The sequence below is a fragment of the Bartonella sp. CL63NXGY genome (genome assembly GCF_042194905.1).
GTDB lineage: Bacteria > Pseudomonadota > Alphaproteobacteria > Rhizobiales > Rhizobiaceae > Bartonella.
The window spans coordinates 281,540-302,939 of record NZ_JBHINK010000001.1; the positions used below are offsets into that span (position 1 = coordinate 281,540).

At 39.4% G+C, this 21,400-nt stretch carries 13 protein-coding genes and 1 pseudogene; 11 read left to right on the plus strand and 3 right to left on the minus strand.

The features are described from left to right. The first annotated feature begins 16 nt into the window (after positions 1-16). The 4 genes from ACFIK0_RS01055 (at position 17) to ACFIK0_RS01070 (ending at position 5,447) form a co-directional block, all read left to right on the plus strand. Positions 17-1,201, plus strand: a complete 1,185-nt coding sequence (locus tag ACFIK0_RS01055; RefSeq protein ID WP_375663351.1) for a COG4223 family protein — start codon at positions 17-19, stop codon at positions 1,199-1,201. 11 nt (positions 1,202-1,212) lie between these two features. After that, positions 1,213-2,772 (plus strand): heme biosynthesis protein HemY, encoded by a 1,560-nt coding sequence (locus ACFIK0_RS01060; RefSeq protein ID WP_375663352.1) that lies wholly within the window; start codon positions 1,213-1,215, stop codon positions 2,770-2,772. A 146-nt stretch (positions 2,773-2,918) separates the two neighbouring features. Next, positions 2,919-3,665: a glutamine amidotransferase gene (locus ACFIK0_RS01065; RefSeq protein ID WP_273790078.1), complete on the plus strand. Its 747-nt coding sequence runs from the start codon at positions 2,919-2,921 to the stop codon at positions 3,663-3,665. 795 nt (positions 3,666-4,460) lie between these two features. Then, positions 4,461-5,447, plus strand: a complete 987-nt coding sequence (locus tag ACFIK0_RS01070; protein WP_375663353.1) for a DUF2125 domain-containing protein — start codon at positions 4,461-4,463, stop codon at positions 5,445-5,447. Between the two features lie 1,309 nt (positions 5,448-6,756). Here the strand turns inward: ACFIK0_RS01070 and ACFIK0_RS01075 are convergent. Then, a complete protein-coding gene (locus tag ACFIK0_RS01075) occupies positions 6,757-11,466 on the minus strand; it encodes an NAD-glutamate dehydrogenase (RefSeq protein WP_375663354.1) in 4,710 nt (1,569 codons plus the stop codon). A 275-nt stretch (positions 11,467-11,741) separates the two neighbouring features. Between ACFIK0_RS01075 and ACFIK0_RS01080 the strand changes: the two genes are divergently transcribed. The 4 genes from ACFIK0_RS01080 to rpsP all read left to right on the plus strand — a co-directional run bounded on the left by ACFIK0_RS01080 (position 11,742) and on the right by rpsP (position 14,942). Then, on the plus strand, positions 11,742-12,398 hold the full coding sequence (locus ACFIK0_RS01080; RefSeq protein ID WP_273790076.1) for a carbonic anhydrase: 657 nt from the start codon (positions 11,742-11,744) through the stop codon (positions 12,396-12,398). A 230-nt stretch (positions 12,399-12,628) separates the two neighbouring features. After that, positions 12,629-14,197: a signal recognition particle protein gene (ffh, locus tag ACFIK0_RS01085; RefSeq protein ID WP_375659824.1), complete on the plus strand. Its 1,569-nt coding sequence runs from the start codon at positions 12,629-12,631 to the stop codon at positions 14,195-14,197. Between the two features lie 24 nt (positions 14,198-14,221). Further along, entirely contained in the window at positions 14,222-14,551 is a 330-nt protein-coding gene (locus tag ACFIK0_RS01090) for a chorismate mutase (RefSeq protein WP_273790075.1), read from the plus strand. Between the two features lie 16 nt (positions 14,552-14,567). Next, positions 14,568-14,942, plus strand: coding sequence for a 30S ribosomal protein S16 (rpsP, locus tag ACFIK0_RS01095; RefSeq protein WP_273787601.1), 375 nt, complete (start codon positions 14,568-14,570; stop codon positions 14,940-14,942). Between the two features lie 135 nt (positions 14,943-15,077). Here rpsP and ACFIK0_RS01100 read toward each other — a convergent pair whose 3' ends face one another. After that, a complete protein-coding gene (locus ACFIK0_RS01100) occupies positions 15,078-15,293 on the minus strand; it encodes a DUF1674 domain-containing protein (protein ID WP_273790074.1) in 216 nt (71 codons plus the stop codon). Between the two features lie 83 nt (positions 15,294-15,376). On the opposite strand from ACFIK0_RS01100, the gene htpX reads away from it, so the two are divergent. From htpX to ACFIK0_RS01115, 3 genes are all read left to right on the plus strand, one after another. Further along, positions 15,377-16,423 (plus strand): zinc metalloprotease HtpX, encoded by a 1,047-nt coding sequence (htpX, locus tag ACFIK0_RS01105; RefSeq protein WP_375643049.1) that lies wholly within the window; start codon positions 15,377-15,379, stop codon positions 16,421-16,423. 47 nt (positions 16,424-16,470) lie between these two features. Continuing rightward, on the plus strand, positions 16,471-17,835 hold the full coding sequence (locus ACFIK0_RS01110; RefSeq protein ID WP_273790072.1) for an RsmB/NOP family class I SAM-dependent RNA methyltransferase: 1,365 nt from the start codon (positions 16,471-16,473) through the stop codon (positions 17,833-17,835). Between the two features lie 64 nt (positions 17,836-17,899). After that, entirely contained in the window at positions 17,900-19,645 is a 1,746-nt protein-coding gene (locus ACFIK0_RS01115; protein WP_375630700.1) for a heparinase II/III family protein, read from the plus strand. 540 nt (positions 19,646-20,185) lie between these two features. On the opposite strand, the pseudogene ACFIK0_RS01120 reads toward ACFIK0_RS01115, so the two are convergent. Then, positions 20,186-21,229 (minus strand): annotated as a pseudogene (locus ACFIK0_RS01120) (tyrosine-type recombinase/integrase). Positions 21,230-21,400 lie beyond the last annotated feature (171 nt).

Below are 21,400 nucleotides of genomic sequence, written 5' to 3' on the forward strand. Positions count from 1 at the left end.
ACGAAAAGTGACAGAGATGGTCGATTCTTCAAAACCAAAAGTTAAACCACATTATGCTGGTACGCGCCGTAAGAAACCAGTTATTGAACATGAAGCTGTTCCCCATGATTCAGAGGAAAAAATCCACAATTCTGTAGAATCTCATGCGCGAGAAAAACAGAATATGCAAGGTCAGGATAAAAGTCCCTCTAGTACAACTTGGCTTTTCTTATCCCTTTCTGGGATTTTGGGAGGATTCATTGCTTTGGGAATTTTTATGGGGCTTCAATGGGCTGGTTTTTTTCCTTCTCCTTTTGTGGAAAATTCTGCTGGAGGAGAAAAAGCTTTGCAGATTGCTGAAGCCGCAAAAAGTCAAGGTGAAGACACAAAGGAACAATTGAGGCGGGTCTTTCAAGAAATCGATGCGTTAAAAACAGAGTTGTCTTCTTTTTCATCACAACAGTTTAAAACAACGAAAAATGATGAACTATCGAAAGAAGAAAGCAAAAAAGCTTTTGCGATTTTAGAGGAAAAAGTAAAAGCTCTTGAAGAAATTGTACAAACTTTTGTTAGAAAGTCGAAAGAGATAGAGACGGCTTTGTCTGTTGGGCAGAGCAATGCAAATGATCTTGCTGCGTTAAAACAACAGTTAGAAGCACTACAGGAAGAAACTGCTGTTAAAAATAGTAAGAAAAAAGAAATAGATACCGCGCTCTTTACTGCAATTAGTTCATTAAAAAATGCTGTAGAGCGTGGTGGATCTTATAATAATGAATTAAAGCTATTACAACAATTATCGCCTTCAATTAATGGACTTGATGTGTTGCAAAAAACAGCTACTGTGGGTCTTCCAAGTTCAGCACAACTTTCAGTTGATTTTGCTCATGTTGCCGATGCAATTGTTGGTACGCAAAATCTTGTTGCGTCAGATGCTGGTTTTTTTGACCGAATTTTAGCGTGGATAAAAGGGCTCATTGTTTCGCGACCGATTGGAAATGTTGAAGGGACAACGCTGGAGGCTATTGCGGCACGCATGGAAGTTGCCATTCAAGCTGGTGATTACGAAAAGGCTTTGAGCGAATGGCAATCATTGCCTCAAAGTGCAAAAGATGTTTCAATGGATTTTGTTAAGCAGCTTGAAAGACATATTGCTATTCAACAGTTGTTGCAGCAATTGTTATTGTCTGTGCAACAAGGATCTTTTAAAGCAACAAAGATGTAAATAGGCCCAAGATGATACGTGTTTTTATTTATATTTTTGTTGTTTGTATCCTCGGTTTAGCTTTCACGTGGGTTGCTAATCACAATGGTATTTTTGTTCTCACATTTTTGCATTTCAGATTTTCTGCTTCATTTCTTACAGTGTTAAGTGTGCTTATTTTGTTTTTTATAACGCTGGTGCTTTTATGGTGGTTATTATCTTTCTTTTTTTCCATACCGAGTGCTCTTTCCAATTATTTTTATAAACGCCACCAAAAGCGTGGTTACGAAGCTCTTTCAAAGGGGATTCTTGCAACTTTTGCTGGTGATAGTATGGTTGCGCAAAAAATGGAAGCACGGGTTGCTAAATATCTTGCAGGAAAACAAGAGCCATTGGTAAAACTCTTACAGGCGCAAACCTTGTCTTTACAAAATGACTCTGTTCGCGCCATCGGTCTTTATGAGGAGATGAGAAAGGAAGATCCGACAAAACTGGTTGGACTTTATGGTTTGTTTCGTGAAGCAATGAAGAGTAAAGCTTATGAGGCAGCGCAACAATATGCCGAAGAGGCACTGACCTTATCGCCAGCACTTTTATGGGCGCATAAGGCGGTGCTTGATCGGTTAAGTGCTGAAGGTAAATGGGATAAGGCACTTACTGTTTTTGAAAGAACGCAAAAAGCTCTCCCGCGTTCTGCTCGCGCGACTCCAGAGCGGCAGCATATACAGGTTTTACTACTAAGTGGGCAGGCACTTTCTTTGTTTGATACACATCCTGTACAAGCACGTGAAGCTATTTTGAAAGCCCATAAATTGGCGCCTGATTTTGTTCCAATAATAGTTATTGCTGCTGATATTCTTTATAAGTTAAATGAAACGCGTAAAGCGGATAAAATGATTATAGCGGCTTGGCAAAAGAATCCTCATCCTGATTTGGGGACGCTTTATCTTGAAAGAGAAGAAGGAGCCATTGGGCGATTGAAAAGGGCTAAGACACTTGCTTCTTATAATAAAGATGCATTTGAGTCGGCTTTCCTTATTGCTAAAGCAGCTTTGGATGCTGGTGAAACAGCATTAGCAAGAGAGAAGGCACAAAAAGCATTACAATGTCATCCACGGGAAAGTGTTTATTTATTGTTGGCAGATATTGAAGAGGCACAGGGAAACAATCAAGGTGCTGTGCGTCAATGGCTTTCTTTAGCACTTCGTGCTGAACGTGATCCAGTATGGATGTGTGATGGGTCCATTTTTTCTTCTTGGTCAGCGGTTTCTCCAATCAGTGGACGTTTGGGCTGTTTTGAATGGAAGGCGCCTCCCTGTATGCCTTCTCTCACATTAGAGGCGGACAATATTGTGCCGAAAAAGCAAGACAAAGAGTATGTTATGGGAAAAAGTGATGATGTTGAAGATAAGAAGCTGGAAAAATTAACACCTATAGATAATTCTCTTTTGCATAATGCGCAGGTGGAGAAACAAGATATAAAAGAACAAGATGTAAAAATGTTCAGTCAAATTCATTTAAATGTTGATGATCCAGGGGTTAAAATAGAAGAAGAAACATCTTTATCGAGGAAAAAGTTTCGTTTATTTTAAATTGCACCAATGTGATAATACGAATGTTTTCTCAGAAGAAACAATTGACCTAGAAGAAAAAATATCGTTAGTCTTTTCCAATAAAATTATTCTCTTATGCTTTAAAAATAAAGTTTTGCTTGGTAGCAGAGGTGATTGGTTAAAAAATGTTTTTAAATCAGAGATGTCTTGATAAAAAACAAAAAAATAACAAACCAAGGATTGCTGTCGTTATTCATCGGCGGTCTACCTATACTGGTCGTTTGGGAAAATTTTTACAACAAAAAGGTTTTGTTCTTGATATTTATCGTCCTATTTTTGGACAAAAACTCCCTGATACATTAGAGCATTATGCCGGCGTTGTTATTTTAGGGGGGCCGATGAGTGTGAATGACAGCGAAGCTTATATTGGTGAGGAAATTGATTGGATTTCGTTATCACTAAAGGAAAATAAGCCTTTTTTGGGTATTTGTCTTGGAGCACAAATGTTAGCGCGAAATCTAGGGGGGCGCGTTGGTACAAGAAGTGATGGGACTGTTGAAGTCGGCTGGTATCCACTAGAAGCAACCCCACAAGGGAAGGAATTGATGAATTGGCCAGAAATGGTCTACCATTTCCATGATGAAGGTATTTATGATTTACCGAAAGAGGCAATGCTTTTGGCAACAGGGAATACATATCCTACACAAGCTTTTCGTTATGGAAACAATGCATGGGGCTTGCAGTTTCATGCTGAGTTTACACGCGCTATGATGCGGCGTTTGGTCGTGCGTTCGGCACATAAATTGACTGAAAAAGGTGCTCAACCTGCTTGTGCACATTTGAAAGGTCGTTTAATCTATGATCGAGCTTTGAGCCAATGGTTTGAAAGCGCATTACACCAGATTTTTTGTACACCGCCCGTACTTGTGTGATTATTGACAACGCATTGATTTATATAGATAATTTACTGTTTTGCATATTGAATGAGAACCCCGAATATCGTAAGGTTTTCTCATTCCAAACCTGTGTATGTTGACTCAATAAAAACCTCTTGCTTGCTGTCACAAGTAGGGCTGGCGTGTGGGCAAAAACTGTATAAGAAAAGACTAAAAATGCTTCTTATGAACTGTCTTAAGTGCCAAGGGCTATCGCAAAATTGTGGGGGTAGCCAAATATAATGATGGTGCTGGCTTTGCTCCTCAATAAGCGTAAAGATGGGGGTGCTCAATGGTTTTATCGTTAAGAAACACTATTCATTATCATTTTTTTTGTGCTGTAAAACAGTATGGTTTAGGGCAGAGGTAGAAAATCTATGTAAAACTTTACACATGAGGTGTTTTTTGTTAAAGGGTGTAAAGGGTTTTTTAAGAAAATCTTGTTTGTTGAGCTTATGAGATACTGTACTTTAGAACGATGTATAGGGACTTCTTGAAGTGATTAGTATATAAAATCCGGTCGATTAAGAAGTTGGATTGTGTATAAACTGACCGTGGTTGGGAATCTTTATCCTTTTTAGGGTGGGGAGGAAGTTAAGAGATAAAGAAAGTTTGAATATTGTCTAAATCCTTTCAAATACCATCATCACAAAAAAGTTTTTCTTTGAGTTATTTAATTTGTGGGCTCTTTTGTCTTGCTTTGGTATTTATTTATAGCGCGCTCTGGTTTTTTTTTCACGTAAAATAGAAGACTATGTTTCTGATATATTCACAAAAATATCTTCCCATAATATGGTGGCGGTATGTGAGAATGTGCACAAGGATGGTTATCCTTTACGTGTCGGTGTTGTTTGTGACAAGTTTCAATTTTCTTGGCCTTTACATGGGGTTTCTTTATCGACGGGGCGTTTGACAGCTGGTGCACCAATTTATGCACCTCATTTGGTCGAGTTTAATGTTCATTCCCCTGCATTAATTGTTTTTTCTGGAAAAACTTCCATAGTATCCAGTTGGCGCAATTTGATGATTGAAACAGAACCTTATTGGAAAACGGGTAAGACATTGAAGTTTATAGCTGAAGGGCTTGAGATTTCACCTTTTTCCTCTTCCCCTGAAGATCAAAAGCTTCAAGAAGCATTAAGAGCACAAACGACAGATAAAAAAACGACACAAGAAAATATTGAAGATCAGGCATCTTTGCAAAATACGCATAACGTGATTATTCAGCCGTTAGAGCCAAAAGAAGCTTTCCCAAAAATAACGGCAGAATTTTTTCGACTTGATCTTAAACATGAAAAGAATGATTTATCGGGACATATAACTTTTGACGGTTTTGATGCTTCTCCCTTTTTAAAATCTTCTTTTGTTGATATTCCTAAAATTGATGGCAATTTGAAATGGATTTTAAATGATGCCTCTCTTCTGTTTGAAAATGAAGGAAAAAATTGGCAACAGCGATTGTATGGAAAAAGTGGACTTTTAAAGCAAGGTGAATTGACTTTTCATACAGGTGGTGCAGTGCGTATTAGTGGACCTTTTTCTTTTGATGATGAAGGATATTTGACAGCAAAATTTGAACTTGTCCTTATTCAGTCTATGAAGCTTCTTGACACTCTGCAGCGCTTATTTCCCACGCAAACCAATAATCTTCAAGCGTTATTTTTTATTTTAGGTGCTTTGCCTAAAAATGCGGACGGCGCTCCCGTTCTTTCCTTGCTCATTAACAATGGGTGGGTAAAATTAGGCTTTTTAAAACTTGGTCGTCTTGCTCCGCTTTAGGTGTTGTACCAAAGCCTTTTTTAATTTTTACCACAAAATTTCGATTTTTTCTGATTTTCATACTTTTTTGCAATTTTAGAGTGTCAAAATCTATTTTAACAAAATGCGTATTTAATGGTAAAAAAAATAGCTATAAAAATAAAAAATTACCACCTACTCCTAATTCGTCCAACCTCTTTTCACTTAGTACAAAATCTTATATCAAACTACATATAGTAACAGTGTTTGTATGGAAAAAGTGGCATTTTAAAGTATGCTGAATTGTCTTTTTATACAGGTGGTGTGGTGCTTGTTAGGAACCTTTTTCTTTATATATGGAATGAGCATATTGCATATATCTGTTTGGGAGTAATCTCTTAAAACAAGTAAATAGCCTAGTTGGAGGAGAATATGAAGTTGTAAAGGGAAAATCAACATCCATCTTTACTGTCATTTTTTATTCGATTTTACGCATTTCAAAAGCAGTTACAGTTATATCATTTTAAATGATAGATTAAGCTTATCCTTTTATTTCTGATGTTTTTTAATGAAGCTATATGTCTTCCACGTAAAACAGAATATATTTGTATTGCATATTTACGCATTTGTTAAAAAAAATATTTCTCAGTGCTTCTTATTTTACGATGTCGCCTATGAATGGTATAACGATAGAGCCATTAAGGGCTACCATCTTTTCGGTTATGGAGTAATAAGCTGGGGCAACACCATCATATTATATTTGCTAACTCCAAATGTTACTGCGGATTTTGGCATTTGAGGCGGTTTATGAGGGGCATTTTTAGTCTTTTCTTTACTGTTTTTATCTATTCGGCTTTCCCATTTGCAATATGCAAGGGGAAATGGGGTTAATTGATTGAATATAAACAGATTTTAAATGAGACAAATTTAGAATATCGGGTTATCAGTTATCATAAAAATGATAAAATTATGATTGTAAATCAATATATTATATTTTTATGATGAAGGATATTTGACAGTAAAATCTGAATTTATTTTTTATTTTGAGTGCTCTGTCTAAAAATGCAGGATAGGGCTTTCGTTCTTCCCTTGCTGATTAGTCATGGGGGGATAGAACGGAGCAAAAGCTTAGCTGTTTTGTACTGCTTTTAAGTCTGAAAGTTTATGTTTTTAGGGTGAGAAATCAATCCTACTGTTTTTTTGAAATTGTTGCAAACAATTCTATTGTGATAAATAGCGAGATTTTTATTGTTGGTGTTATGTCTAAAATGCAAACTTCTGCTCTGTCTTAGTTGGTTTGTCGTGGTGGTGGGATAGAACGGGAGATTGAGTGGGTCGTTTTGTATTTGCTTTAGGTTTGAAAGCCAATATTTTGAAGTTGAGAAATCAATCCTGCTGCAAAAGTAAAACGAGAAATATTGAGATCATTTTCAATAAGGGCGCTAATGCGGTTTGTAATGTTGTGAATATGATCTTCTTCTGTTTTTTTCCAAGTGTCAAAAGGATCTTTTTTCTTTCCATAATTTTTGAGGATTTTCATAACGATTTGCCGAAAGCTTTCAGAAACATTTTCTTTAGCTTGGCTTAAAGCCATACTATCATAATAATCTACTACAGGAATTATACGACTTGCTTCGTTAATGCGGTTTATACGAATGATTTGCGCAAGTGAAAAGTAGATCTCTGCGGTTTTAATAAGATCACTGTTGCTTTTTTTTGCAATTAAAGAAATATCACATATTGTTGAAGCAGCTTCCAAGAGGGCTAATTGTTTCGCTAATGCTTTTGGTGCTCCCTCTTCGCTGTAGTGTAATGCTTTTTCTTCAATCTTTTGCTTAATATCGTTGCCGTGAGAATGCATAAGCTCTTTTTCAATAACGCTACGGGCTTGCTTTATTGTTTTTACAATTTCTTCTAATGGACGTGAGAGATCTATGTTGTGCAAACCCCAATTGGTTGTTTCAAAGAGCATTGGGGTCATTGCTGCGTAGAATTTATTTTGGACAAGACCGGGTATTTTATTATCAAGCTTATCAATTTGCTCAGATAATTGAGGAATTTCGAAACCATCGCGGATAGCAATGAAAACGCGAATAATATTTTCAGTCTTTTGTTCTGTTGCATCGTGTAGTCTATTAACAAAAGTGGGGCCTCCACGATTTACAATATCGTTGGCAATAAGCGTTGCGATAATATTACGACGCAATTGATGGTTAATAACTTCCTTCTTAAAATTTTCTTGAATTTGGGTTGGAAAATAGTTCAGCAAGGTTGTATTGAAATAGTGATCATCAACAATGGGGCTATTAGCAATTTCTTCTTTTAAGGTCAATTTAGCATAGGCAAAAATAACGGCGAGTTCTGGACGGAGAAGACCTTTGCCTTGGGTTGTTCTTTGTCGTAAAATTTGCTCATCAGGGAGTATTTCAACTCTGCGATCTAGAAGCTTTTTTTGTTCCAAGTCGTGCATAAAGCGTATTTGATAGGGCAAATCAGCAGTGCTCTGGTTTTCCGCCAAAGAAAGCGCAAGAGGTTGTAGATAATTGTTGCGCAAGACGAGTTGCTCGACTTGAGGCGTCATTTTTTTCAAGAGCTTATTGCGATCTTCGCGGGTTAACGTTTTGGCACGTAGTGCTGATGCAAGAACAATTTTGAGATTGACCTCAATATCAGAACAATTAACACCAGCAGAATTGTCAATGGCATCCGTATTGCATCGACCACCATTTGAGACATATTCAATTCGTCCACGTTGTGTAACACCAAGATTAGCCCCTTCGCCAATAATTTTTGCACGCACTTGTTCTCCGGTAATGCGTATTGCATCATTTGCACGATCACCTACTTGGGCATCGTTTTCTGTTGCAGCACGGATATAAGTACCAATGCCACCGAACCATAAAAGATCAACAGGGGCTTTGAGAAGAGCAGAGATAATTTCAAAGGGTGTTCCTGTTTGTTTTTCGAAACCAATGGCTTGTGATGCTTCAGGTGAGAGAGTAATGGTTTTTTCTTTTCGTGAGAAGATACCACCGCCCTTTGATAATTTGCTTTGGTCGTAATCCTGCCAGCTTGAGCGAGGCAGTTTGAAGAGACGCGTACGCTCTGCATAGCTTTCGTCTATGTTCGGATCTGGATCAATAAAAATATCGCGGTGATCAAAAGCGGCAATCAATTTTGTTTGTTTGGAAAGCAGCATTCCATTGCCAAAGACATCACCAGACATATCGCCAACACCGACACAGGTGAAGGGCGTTGTTTGAATATCGTGATTAAATGATTCTCTAAAATGTCTTTTGACGGCTTCCCATGCACCTTTAGCTGTAATACCAATGTCTTTGTGGTCGTAACCTGCTGAGCCTCCAGAGGCAAAAGCATCATCGAGCCAAAAGTGATTTGCTTGGCTGATGGCGTTGGCTGTATCAGAAAAAGTTGCTGTTCCTTTGTCTGCCGCGACAACAAAATAGGGGTCAGGGTCATCATGACAGATGACATTATGGGGAGAACTTATTTTGCCGTTAATCAGATTGTCTGTGATGGAGAGCAAAGCTGTGATAAAGTCTGTATAAGCTTGTCGTGCTGCTTCTATGATGACAGCACGGTCATTTGTTTGGGGAAGCCGATGGGGATAGAAGCCACCTTTTGCACCTGCAGGAACGATAACTGCATTTTTAACTTGTTGGGCTTTGACTAAGCTAAGCACTTCGGTGCGATAATCTAATGCACGGTCAGACCAACGAATGCCGCCACGAGCGATAGGTCCAAAACGCAAATGGACCCCTTCAACTTCTGGTCCATAAACAAAAATTTCTCGGTAAGGGCGCGGTTCAGGCAAACCTTCAATCTGGCGTGGATTTAATTTGGTGGCTAAAATACGCCGTGGATTTCCATCAGGAAGAGGCGTAAAGGCATTCGTTCGTAAACTCGCCTCGATAAGGTTACAATAACGGCGTAAGATCAGGTCATCATCTAAACCAGAGACTTTCCGTAATTTTTCTTCAATGCGCTTTTGAATAACTTGTTGGTTTTTTTCCCGTTCTTTTTCTGTATGGCTTTGATGAAATTTTAAATGAAATAAAGCATAAAGATCTTGGGTAATGTCAGGATAAGCATTTAAAGTTTGGGCAACGCGATCTTGCGAATAAGGAATTCCAGCTTGTTGGAGATAGCGCCCATAATGGCGCAAAATAACAATTTCATGCCAATCAAGCTCAGCTGTTTGTGTGAGAGCATTAAAGCCGTCATTATCAGCATTTTGTGCCCAAATGGCTTCAAAGGTTTCGGCGTGTTTTTGCCCGTCTTTTTCAAAATCGATACAGCGCTGGAAAGTACTTTCCAGCTGCATATCATGAAGATACACAGAGCGCCCATTGCCATCTGGTAATTCAAGGGTTTGTTCAGCAATAACGCGAAACCCCATATTTTCAAGGAGTGGTACACGTTTGGAAAGGGCAAGAGCTTCATGGCGGTGAAAAAGCCGAAGAGAAATGTACTGTTTTTCTTTGTTTTGTGCGTGATAAAAGATCACGAAAAGGGGCTTTTCATCATGAAGACTTAGAATATGTCCGGCATCGTTAATAGCGTCTTCAGCTGAAAATAAATCACGATAGCTGTTGGGGAATTCACTGGCTAGACGTGTTTGTTGCTCTGTTATTTTCTGGGTAAGAGCGATGGCTTGAACCCTGTCTTCCCAACTTCGTGCAATCGAACGTACATGTTGTTCAAGTGTGGAGCGCTCATGAAGGGGAACAGTTTCGTTTCCTTTGCGATGGATGATATAATAGACACGTATAAGGGTGCTTTCCAAAAATAGCGGATAAGATTCAAAAAAGTCACCTTTATAAAGCTCAACAAAATGTTCGCCAACTTTTTCACGCAAGCTGCTGCTATATTGGTCACGCGGTACGTAGACAAGGATAGAAACAAAGCGTCCAAAAGAATCAGTGTGGGCAAGAACCCGTAAACGTGGGCGCTCATCTAATTGTAGAATAAGCTTAGTGTTTTCTGTCAATGTATCAACATCAGAGCGAAACATTTCATCTCTTGGATAGGTTTCTAAAGCACTGATGAGTGCTTTACCTGAATAATCGGCGTGATTGTGTCCAAGTCGTTGAATAATAGTTCGGGCTTTTTCTTTTAAGAAAGGAATTTGCAAAATAGAACGTGTATAAGCTGAGGAGGTAAAAAGCCCTACAATGCGTAATTCTCCACAGAGTTGGTTTTCTTTATCAAAGATTTTAAGACCAATATAATCGAGCCAAACAGAACGGTGAATTTTGGAGCGGCTGTTCGCTTTTGTCACGATAAACAGATTATCGCTTTCCATGAAGGATAAAACTTCTTGAGGAGGTTCTTTCATGCTTTTATCGTCAACAATATGAATAGAAGCATCCGTGAGTATACCAAGTTCAATATTACTGGCTGTAAAGGATTTTAGGGGTTTTTGGTCTTTGATGAAGTTGTAAGTGCGCATACCAAGGAAAATGAAATTATCGTCCATTAGCCAGTGAAGAAATTCAATAGCTTTTTCGCCTTCTTGTTTGTAGTGTGTGGGAAGACTTATTTGGTAGGCATGAATCTGCTTTTCAACTTCTTCAAGCATAGGTTTCCAGTCTTGTACAGCAGCATTAACCTGTTCAAGAACTAAGGTGAGTTCATTTTCAAGTTTTTGTATTTGCTGTTTGTTTAATGACTCGATGTGAATTTGCATCAGACTGATGCGTTTTCCAGAAGCACAATCAATAATGGGGTGTGCAATCAAATAGATATGGTTTTTGTGTTGATTAAAAACATTTAAAATAGAATCGAGAAGAAAGGGTTTGTTATCATTGACAAGCGTGATAACGGTTATAGGTCTGTTACTACGGGTTAAATTTTGCTCAAAGCAGATGGTATTTTTTCCCGTCTGATGGAGATTAAAAGCTTTTACCGCGATGGCTGTGGCTTTTTGAAGTTCTTCATTTTCGTAATAAGCAATATCTTCTTTATCGGTTTGGGCAAAAAGGATTTGTTCTATTTTATCTTGGGTGTTTTTTGTCTCTGTTTTTTTTTGTTGCAACACATTCACTCTCCCTTTTTGCTCTTAAGGAGTCTTTTCTTCTCTTTTTAAAAGCAGACCATTATATTTTTTATATACTGTAACACCTTCTTTCTAAAGAAAATAGCTCTTTATTTGGAAAGAATGAGTTTGTTTTTGCTATTTTTTAGTAATATTTTGCACTTTAAAGAAATATTTTGCTTCAAGGAAAGGGCACTTTTAGTATTTTTGTATGTTAATAGTTTGTTTTTTAAAATATACAAAATAAAAGTAAAAAAAGAAGCAAAAGTAAAGAGAGAATGGCGCGTTTACCAGAAAGACTTTTAAGTGGTTACCAAAACTTTATAAACAATCATTTTTTATATAAAATAGCAGATTATCAGCAATTGGCGATTGAGGGGCAGAAACCTGAAGTTTTGGTCATTGCTTGTTGTGATTCGCGTGCAGTACCAGAAATGATTTTTGATGCTAAGCCAGGGGAAATTTTCACCCTGCGCAACGTGGCGAATGTGGTTCCTCCTTTTTCTCCTGATGACCAATATCACGCAACATCAGCAGCTCTTGAATATGCTGTGCAATTGCTTGAGGTGAGACATATTGTCGTTTTTGGTCATGCCCATTGTGGAGGCATTCGTACTGCTCTTAATGAGACATATAAATCTTTATTATCAAATGATTTTATCGGTCAATGGATAAGTCTCTTAGCACCAGCAGCAGAAATCGTTTTGAATAATAAGTCGCTGTCTTGGCCAGAAAAACAGACGGCATTAGAGCAGCTTTCTATTCGCCATTCGTTGAGAAATTTAGAGACGTTTCCGTGGATTAAGCTTCGCAAAGATCAAGGTTTTTTGACATTGCATGGTGTTTGGTTTGATATCTCTAGTGGAAAATTATGGAGCATGGAACAGGAAACAGGTTGTTTTATGCGTGTTGAAGTTGAAAGTTTTGAAGTATAGTATTTGTTGTTTTTATTTCTTCGTATAAAAAGATATTTTATGATAAAACTTGACAAAGCTGGGGTTTTATTGTTTGAAGGAGCAAGCTTTCAGTGACAAAATTAACTTGGAGCCACCGACTGAGACCCCAGTTTAAGGGTATAAAGAGATCTCAGAGGTCAACATCCGACGGCGCGATGCGTTCTCGGATGCTATTTTGGTTTGTTTGTTATGCAACAATGAGGTAAATGATGTTTGAATCCTTGCAAGAGCGACTTGGTTCTATCCTGTCTCATTTGACGGGACGTGGCGCTTTATCGGATCAGGATGTTGTAGAGGCGCTGCGTGAAATTCGTCGCGCTTTATTGGAAGCTGATGTTGCTCTTGATGTTGTGCGCTCTTTTACCGATAGAGTTCGGGAAAAAGCTGTTGGGGCCGAAATCGTTAAATCAATTAAACCAGGCCAAATGGTGGTTAAAATTGTTCATGATGAATTGGTTCATATTCTTGGAAATGAAAGCGTTCTGAGTGATTTAAATGCACCAGCTCCAGTTGTTATCATGATGACTGGTTTGCAAGGTTCCGGAAAAACAACTACAACAGCAAAGCTTGCAAAACGTTTTACTGATAAGCACAATAAAAAAGTTCTCATGGCGTCATTAGATACACGCCGTCCCGCTGCACAGGAGCAATTGCGCCAATTGGGAGAGCAGGCAAAACTTGCAAGCTTGCCTATTATTGCGGGTCAGCTGCCCGTTGATATTGCATCACGTGCCGTGCAGGCTGCTAAATTAGGTGGTTATGACGTGCTTCTTCTTGACACAGCAGGACGTAATCATATTGATGAAGCTTTGATGCTCGAATTGGCTGAAATTAAAGCATGTTCCCTTCCTCATGAGATTATGTTGGTGGCTGATAGTTTGACGGGGCAAGATGCCGTTCATCTTGCTCGTTCTTTTGATGAGCGTGTAGGGATTACGGGGATTATTTTAACACGGATGGATAGTGATGGGCGTGGTGGCGCTGCTCTTTCTATGCGTGCTGTTACAGGTAAACCAATTAAAGCAATTGGAACTGGTGAAAAAATAGATGCTTTAGAAGAATTTCATCCCAGTCGTATTGCTGATCGTATTCTCGGAATGGGGGATATTGTTTCTTTGGTTGAAAAAGCTGCTGAAACAATGGATCATGAGAAAGCTGCTGCTTTTGCAAAAAAAATGCAAGCCGGAAAATTTGATCTGAATGATCTTGCAGAACAGTTGCAGAAAATGAAAAAACTGGGTGGAATGGGCGGTATTATGGGCATGTTGCCAGGAATGGGGAAGGTCAAAGATCAGATTGCGGCTGCGGGGTTTGATGATCGTTTGTTTGATCGTCAATTGGCCATTATTTCATCTATGACACCCAAAGAGCGGGCGAATCCAGAGCTTTTAAAACATAGCCGCAAACAACGAATTGCTAAGGGGTCTGGTACGACAGCGGCTGATATTAATAAACTTTTGAAGATGTATCGCCAAATGGCTGATATGATGAAAGCCATGGGTGGTAAAGGAAAAAGTGGTTTTATGGGAAAGATGTTGGGAGGCCTTGGTTCCAAAATGGGTTTTGGTGGTATGGGAAACTTGGGAGGGGATTCTCCAGCTATGCCGGATTTGTCGGGATTGGATCCAAAGCAATTCTCAACGCTTCAAAAGCAAATTGAAAATGGTAATGGAGGGAAGCTCTTGCCCGGACTTCCCAAGCGTGGACCTACTTTTCCTGGTCTTTCCAATGGCATTGTCGATGGGGGAAATTTTCCTCAGCATCCTAAGAAAAAATAAGATGTAAAGAGGGAAAGGAATATAATGCAGGAAACAGTATTAAACGAATTGGCACATTTACGAGCATCCATTGATAATTTTGATGCAACTTTGATTCATATCTTAGCAGAGCGGTTTCGTTGTACGAAAGCTGTTGGGCGCTTAAAAGCCCGTTATGATTTGCCTAAAGTAGATCCTCTGCGTGAGCAATATCAGGTAGCGCGTTTGCGGCAATTGGCTATGGATAGTGATCTTGATCCTGATTTTGCTGAAAGATTTTTAAAATTTATTATTAAAGAAGTTGTGAGTCATCATGAAGTTATTGCTGAAGAGCAAAAAACAAAAAAAGTCAATTTAAACGAAAGCCAGAGCTGACAATAGGAGATAAAATATGGCATTGAAAATTCGTTTGTCCCGTGGAGGTTCAAAAAAACGTCCTTACTATCATATCGTCGTTGCAGATGTTCGTAGTCCGCGCGATGGGCGGTTTCTTGAACGTGTTGGTGCATGGGATCCAATGTTGCCTAAAGATGGACCGAGGGTGAAACTTAATGAAGAACGTATCCAATATTGGCTTGGGCAAGGGGCTCAACCAACAGATCGCGTTTTACGGTTTTTAGATGCAGCTGGCTTGAAAAAGCGTCCAACTCGTAATAATCCACATAAAGGTGAACCGGGTAAAAAAGCACAAGAACGTATAGCAGCAGCAAAGCAAGCAGCAGAAGAAGCAGCGGCAGCGGCTGAAGCAGAATCTGCTTCAGCATAAGAAGCATGATTGTTTAATCAATGTGTTTTTAAAAGCTTTAGAAAAATAAATATTATCCGTTTTTGTCTATCAAAAACGGATTTTCATTAAAAAGCTGCTTGTTTAAATTGCGCCGTTTTTTTTAAATCAATGGTTTTAAAAATCAATGGCGCGGCCTTTAATTTCCCAGTCTCCATAGCGGGAAGGGTCTTTGCCGCCGCGTCCGCCGTTTTCTAAAGGTTGTTCTTTTTTTGCTGCGCGTTTTCGTCTTTCTTCAGCTTCTTTAAGGGCGCGTTGTGCTGCGGGAGAAAGAGATTGCTGTTTAACGACAGTTGCATTTTTTTTGCTTGTTTTCTCATCTTTTTTATTCATTTTACACCTATTCCATTGAAGAAGCAGAAAGAAAACACCATCATATAGTATTGATTGACTTTTATCATGGAGTTTTTTGAGTAATGAATATAATGCGTACAGCTATGCTTTTGGCTTTTTTAACTGCTCTCTTTATGGGAGTTGGTTATCTTGTTGGAGGGGGCGGTGGCATGGTCATTGCTCTTTTGATGGCAAGTGGTTTAAACTTTTTTTCTTATTGGAATTCAGATAAAATCGTTTTACGCATGTACGGGGCGCGTGAAGTTGATCAGCATTCAGCACCAGTTTATTATAAGATTGTAAGCGATTTAGCACAAAAGGCTTCTCTTCCTCAACCAAAGGTTTATGTTATTGAGAATGCACAGCCAAATGCTTTTGCAACGGGACGTAATCCGCAAAATGCAGCTGTTGCTGCAAGTACTGGGTTGTTAGAGCGGTTAAGCGCTGAGGAAATTGCCGGCGTTATGGCGCATGAGCTCGCACATATTGAGCATCGTGATACGTTAACAATGACTCTGACCGCAACGATTGCAGGGGCAATTTCAATGCTTGGTAATTTTGCTTTCTTTATGGGAGGACAGCGTAACTCTTCAGAAGGTTCTCATGGCGCTGGGGCAATTGGAGGATTTATTGCATTGCTCGTGGCGCCTTTTGCAGCGATGCTGGTGCAAATGGCGATTAGCCGTACACGGGAATATGCTGCGGATCGGAGAGGGGCTGAAATATGTGGTAATCCTTTATGGTTGGCTTCGGCATTGCGTAAGATTGCTGATGGGGGACGTGGGGTATATAATGAAGAAGCAGAGCATAATCCAGCAACCGCGCATCTGTTTATTATTAATCCTTTGAGCGGTGAGGGAGCGGATAGTCTTTTTTCGACACATCCAGCAACTGCAAATCGTATTGCTGCTCTTTATCAGCAAGCAGAAGAGATGAAAGGGGCTCTTGCCAAAAGTGTGGGATGGAATAAAGAAGACGCTATACATGAAAAAAGCAGCGGGATGAACTATGGAGATTTTCATAGTGGTCAGACTCATGCATTAGGTGAGAAAGAAAATAGTTCTTTTCAGCGTGTTACAAAACGTCCTTCTTGGCTTCGTTATGAAAATTCAAAAAGATCTCGTTCATAGAATTATTGAGGGAGCTCTTGAGAAAACTGTGATATAAAGGTGGTGGTTTGAAACACAAAAAAGCGGGGCATGTGTCTGAAAAAAATGTTCCAGGATTAGCTGTTCGACAGGTGTGTGTGCGTCTTTTGGGGGCGGTAGTTGATAAGTACACGCCTCTGTCTGGTTTGACGGATAATGAACACGGACATCCACAATATTTGAAGCTTTCACAACGAGATCGTTTGTTATGTCGGGCTATTTTAACAGCTTCATTGCGTCATCGAGGGCAGATTATGGCGGCTCTCTCACGCTTTTTGGCGCGTCCTTTGCCTTCACAAGCACTTTCACTTCAGCATCTTTTGCATATCAGTGTTGCACAAATTCTTTATCTTGATATTCCCGATCATGCGGCTATTGATTTAGCTGTGCGTGTGGCGAAACTTGATCCTCGAATGCGCCGTTTTTCAGGGGTGGTGAATGCTCTTTTGCGCAATGTTGCACGTGAGGCAGAGCCTTTACGTCAACAAGTTCCTACCATTGAAGGTGTGCCAGCGTGGTTTGGACAGCTTTTAATATCAGCTTATGGAACAGAAAAGGCACATCAGATTATCGCAATTCAAAGTGTGGAACCTCCTTTCGATTTGACAGTGAAATCTGATAGTGGTGGATGGGCTGAAAGGCTTGGCGGTGTGGTATTGCCCAATGGTTCTGTTCGATTGAAGCGTCTGGAGTGTTCTGTTTCTGATTTACCAGGCTATCGTGAAGGGTCTTGGTGGGTCCAAGATTTTGCAGCAGCTTTGCCTGCTTGTTTACTTGGGAGTATTGAGGGTAAACGCGTTGCTGATCTTTGTGCGAGCCCTGGGGGAAAAACAGCACAATTGGCTTTGCAAGGGGCAGAGGTGACAGCAATTGAGCTTTCTGCTAACCGCGTAAAGCGTTTAAAAGAAAATATGGAACGGCTTCATTTTTCAGTTCACATTTGGCAGGGCGATGTGAGAAATTTCTATCCCACACAGCTTTTTGATGCAGTTCTTCTTGATGCTCCTTGTTCTTCTACAGGAACAATCCGTCGTCATCCGGATATTTTATGGACGAAATCGAGGGAAGATATCGTCAAGTTAGTGGCGTTGCAATATGATTTGCTTGTCGCAGCAATTTCTTTGGTAAAGGAGGGGGGACGGATTGTTTTTTCCAATTGTTCATTGGCAAGAGAAGAAGGTGAAGATCTTATTGAAAAAATTTTATCGACACGCAATGACATTGTTTTAGACCCTATTTATCCAGAGGAAATGGGAGCACTGGAACATTTGCTTTGTGGGGGGATGTTACGGACAACGCCTGCGGATTTTTGTCATAAAAATTTTGATGCTGAGAAAACCGTATTTTTAGGAATGGATGGTTTTTTTGCTGCGCGCTTACGAAAAATTGCTTAATTAACGCTTCATTTACAAAAATGGTCGAAATTGTATTTGATTCAGCATAAATGGAGATAAAATTTTGGCGGTTGCGGTAAAAGCTCCTCAGGTAAAAGTGGCAGCCTGTATCGATACGATACAGAATGTTATGCGGCGTTTATGGGTTGGACCATTGTTTCGTTGGCGGTTTTCAGGGTTTCGTCCTCATAAAATTTTAGCGCATCCCATGGATTTGCATGTAGCTGATCCGATGATGGCGCATGAATTTTATCATGGTCGTTTTGCTTTTGCTGGTCACATTGTTCATTCTGGTGCTGTTTCTCCGTTTTCATTGGTTCCACCAACGCTAGAATGGGAAGCGGCTCTACATGATTTTCATTGGTTGCGCCATATGGAGGCAGCAGGAAGTGATTTAGCTTCTGCACATGCACGCTCTCTTTTAGAAGACTGGTTTGACCATGCTGGTAAGAAGGTAAAAGGGCTTGCTTGGAGTGATCCTGTTGTGGCGCGGCGCTTGATTTCATGGATTTGTCATTCGAAAATGTTGTTAGAAGGGGCAAGTGAACGGTTTGAAAAACGCTTTTTACGTGCACTTGGTTTGCAATTTCGTTATTTGCGCGTAACAATTTGTAGTATGGAGCACAATGATCAACGTTTACAAGCAGCAGTGGCTTTGACATTCGCATCTCTTGCTTTGCCTGTTTCAGCGGCAGTGAAAAAAAAGGTACAAACCACACTTATAGAGGAGCTTTCCCGTCAAATCCTAGTTGATGGTGGGCATATTTCCCGTAGTCCTGTTATTTTGCTGAATTTATTATCGGATTTATTGTCGTTACGGCATCTTTTTATGCGTAGCAATGAAACAGCACCCCGTATTTTGATTGATTCTGTTGAGCGTATGTTGCCAGCTTTACGATTCTTTATCCATGAGGATCAAACGTTGGCCCATTTTAATGGGGTTGGTCCCCTTGTATCGGAACGGTTATCATCACTTTTGGAGCTTGATGAAACAGGAGGCCATCCTTTTAGTTATGCCCGTTATTCAGGATTTCAGCGCTTAAAAGCCAATCAAACAACAGTGCTTGCAGATACAGGAAAGTTTCCACCCCGCTCTGTAGCACAGCAGGCTTGTTCGGGGTGTTTGTCTTTTGAAATGTCTTCACAAGGGCACCGTTTTATTATCAATACCGGTGTTAATCCTGATGGGAGGGAAGATTATCGACATTTAGGGCGTGTTACTGCAGCACATTCAACAGCTACGCTTAATGATTGTTCAGTGGGTGCTTTTTATCATAAAAAGAAAAATGGTGCGCCATTTTTGTTTGATGGACCAACAGATGTTCAAGTGTGCCGTATAGAGGATTCAGAGAAGACGGGTTTTATTGCGAGTCATAATGGTTATATGCGACCCTTTAATCTTATTCATGAGCGTGGTCTTATTTTGGCGACAAATGGAGATATGATTGAGGGTTTTGATCGCTTTTTTATGCCCAATAAAGGGGGAAAGAGACACAAGAGTGTGCAAAATGAAAAAAATCATGTTGCTGTTCGGTTTCATCTTCATCCACAAGTTGAAGTTAACTATGATGGCGAACGTGTGTGTTTAGCCGTAAAGAATGAGAACGTGAAGAGCGAACAAGTATGGTATTTTATATCGCCTGACGCAGATATTTGTCTTGAAGATTCGATTGATTTTGCAGAATTAACAGGTCCACAACGGACACAACAGATTGTTTTATATTTTCGTCCAGCATTTCAGGAAAAAGTTCGTTGGCGTTTTATCCGTAAAGCGTTTGATAAAAAATTAGAACATTATTCCAACCCATAGTATATTGCGTTTTATCTTGCGTGTCGCAAAACATTATCGTTTATTGTGGTAATATTCTCAAAATTTGAAGATCATATCAATTTTATACATGAAGAGTTTTGTTAGAGTATGGGTTGGATGTTTTTAGGCAAGGTTTGCTCATAGAATCTCATGAGGTGATGCTAAAAGGGATTGGCTCCAGAAAAAAAGTTTTTGGAAAGACCATTGTTGACAGATGAGTACTGGTTAAGGATCTTCATTCTTTAAAGATATGGAGAGAAAATTAAGCCGTTGCTTATCTTCGATAAGTTTTTAAGTGTGCTGTTGGGATCAATATTTATCTCTGAGAGAGTTGCATTAATAGGGCTACACTCCTCACGAAAAACAGAGCGCTATTGTATTGTATATTCACGGACTCATTTTAAAGAAAAATTCCTTAATGCTTCCAAGCCTATTTTGCGACGATGCCCGTGATGGGTATATAAAAAGCAAGTAAAATAAAATAGTTATGTCTAATATGGGGGAATAGGTGAATCTTGATTCTATTGAGTTTTTTTGCCTCTATCCCTCATCTTTTTGAAGCTTTTTTATCGCCTCTATAGCTAACCTTTTACGGTCTGCGCTCTTTGTGTAAAGAGATGCCATAGCATCATTTGTCCAGCCAAAAATTGCTTTGAGTTGTGATACTGTTGCACCAGAGTTAGCTGCGCGTGTTGCTGCTAATTTTCTTAATCCATGCGCCGATTTTTTTAATTCCAGCAGCATTACAAGCGTCTCTAAATGTATCGCCAAAGCTTTCTTTGGAGAGTTTTTGATTAGTTTTACTACAGATGAATGTTTCTACTCCAATAGGACCAGTTTCAAGCGTTTTGGCTAATTCCGGTAAAATAGGTAGAAAGACATCTGTTTGGAATTTACTTTTCTCTGTCTTGAGATGAATAATATTGTCTTTGACATCTTTCCAGCCAATTCGTACCGCATCACCACGACGCAAGCCCGTATATAAAAGAACATCAATCCAGACACGTTCATGGGTACCATGATGCCATTTGTGATAATATTTCTCAACATCTTCTTCTGTCCAAACAGGAAAGCCGCTTTTATTTTTAAGAGGAGGTTTTTTGACGCCTAAAGTTGGATTATTTTCCAAAAGACCTTGATCAATTGCCCAATTAAAAAGTCCATTAAGGGCTTTCAGAAAGTTTCTAGCCATTGCTGGTGTTTCTTTGCGCCGTTCAACACCGGCTATGATATGTTTCTTTTCAATTGCTTGGTATGGAATATTTCCTATGGAGTCGCATATCTTCATAAGAATGTATTCTTTTTGTTTCTTTGTAGCTTTAGTGTAACTATGCCAATTAGAGCTGTTAAAGTATTGTTTAAGCAGCCATGCAAATGAACCTTCAACAAGTTTACCGGTTTTGGATTTAGGAAGTATAAGTCCTTGTAACTCGGCAAGTGCGCTTTTGTAGTTATCAACAAACTCTTGCGTTCCATAGGTACCGCGTATTCTAATGCGTTTGCCATGACCAATACGTACATACCATACAATTTTGCCATGTTGAGTAATTTGTTAACGAGATGAGGAGGACGTGGTTTAGGCATGGTATTTTACATCTTAGAGAGTGCGATTTCGTAATATTCATTCTTTGACAAATCTAAAAGTTTGTCTGGGTGGTTAACTGAATTTGGTAGTGGAATATCGGATTTAAGATAGATAAGCAGTTCCCCTGTAGGTTTGATTTCTACGAGTTCACAACCTTGTTTTTTAGCTTC

Excerpts from the sequence above, each read along its gene's own strand:
- ACFIK0_RS01055 (WP_375663351.1), top strand. The coding sequence starts at position 17 with ATGGTCGATTCTTCAAAACCAAAAGTTAAACCACATTATGCTGGTACG.
- ACFIK0_RS01060 (WP_375663352.1), top strand. The coding sequence starts at position 1,213 with ATGATACGTGTTTTTATTTATATTTTTGTTGTTTGTATCCTCGGTTTA.
- htpX (WP_375643049.1), top strand. The coding sequence starts at position 15,377 with ATGAATATAATGCGTACAGCTATGCTTTTGGCTTTTTTAACTGCTCTC.
- ACFIK0_RS01090 (WP_273790075.1), top strand. The coding sequence starts at position 14,222 with ATGCAGGAAACAGTATTAAACGAATTGGCACATTTACGAGCATCCATT.
- ACFIK0_RS01100 (WP_273790074.1), bottom strand. The coding sequence starts at position 15,293 with ATGAATAAAAAAGATGAGAAAACAAGCAAAAAAAATGCAACTGTCGTT.
- ACFIK0_RS01080 (WP_273790076.1), top strand. The coding sequence starts at position 11,742 with ATGGCGCGTTTACCAGAAAGACTTTTAAGTGGTTACCAAAACTTTATA.
- ACFIK0_RS01070 (WP_375663353.1), top strand. The coding sequence starts at position 4,461 with ATGGTGGCGGTATGTGAGAATGTGCACAAGGATGGTTATCCTTTACGT.
- ffh (WP_375659824.1), top strand. The coding sequence starts at position 12,629 with ATGTTTGAATCCTTGCAAGAGCGACTTGGTTCTATCCTGTCTCATTTG.
- rpsP (WP_273787601.1), top strand. The coding sequence starts at position 14,568 with ATGGCATTGAAAATTCGTTTGTCCCGTGGAGGTTCAAAAAAACGTCCT.
- ACFIK0_RS01065 (WP_273790078.1), top strand. The coding sequence starts at position 2,919 with ATGTTTTTAAATCAGAGATGTCTTGATAAAAAACAAAAAAATAACAAA.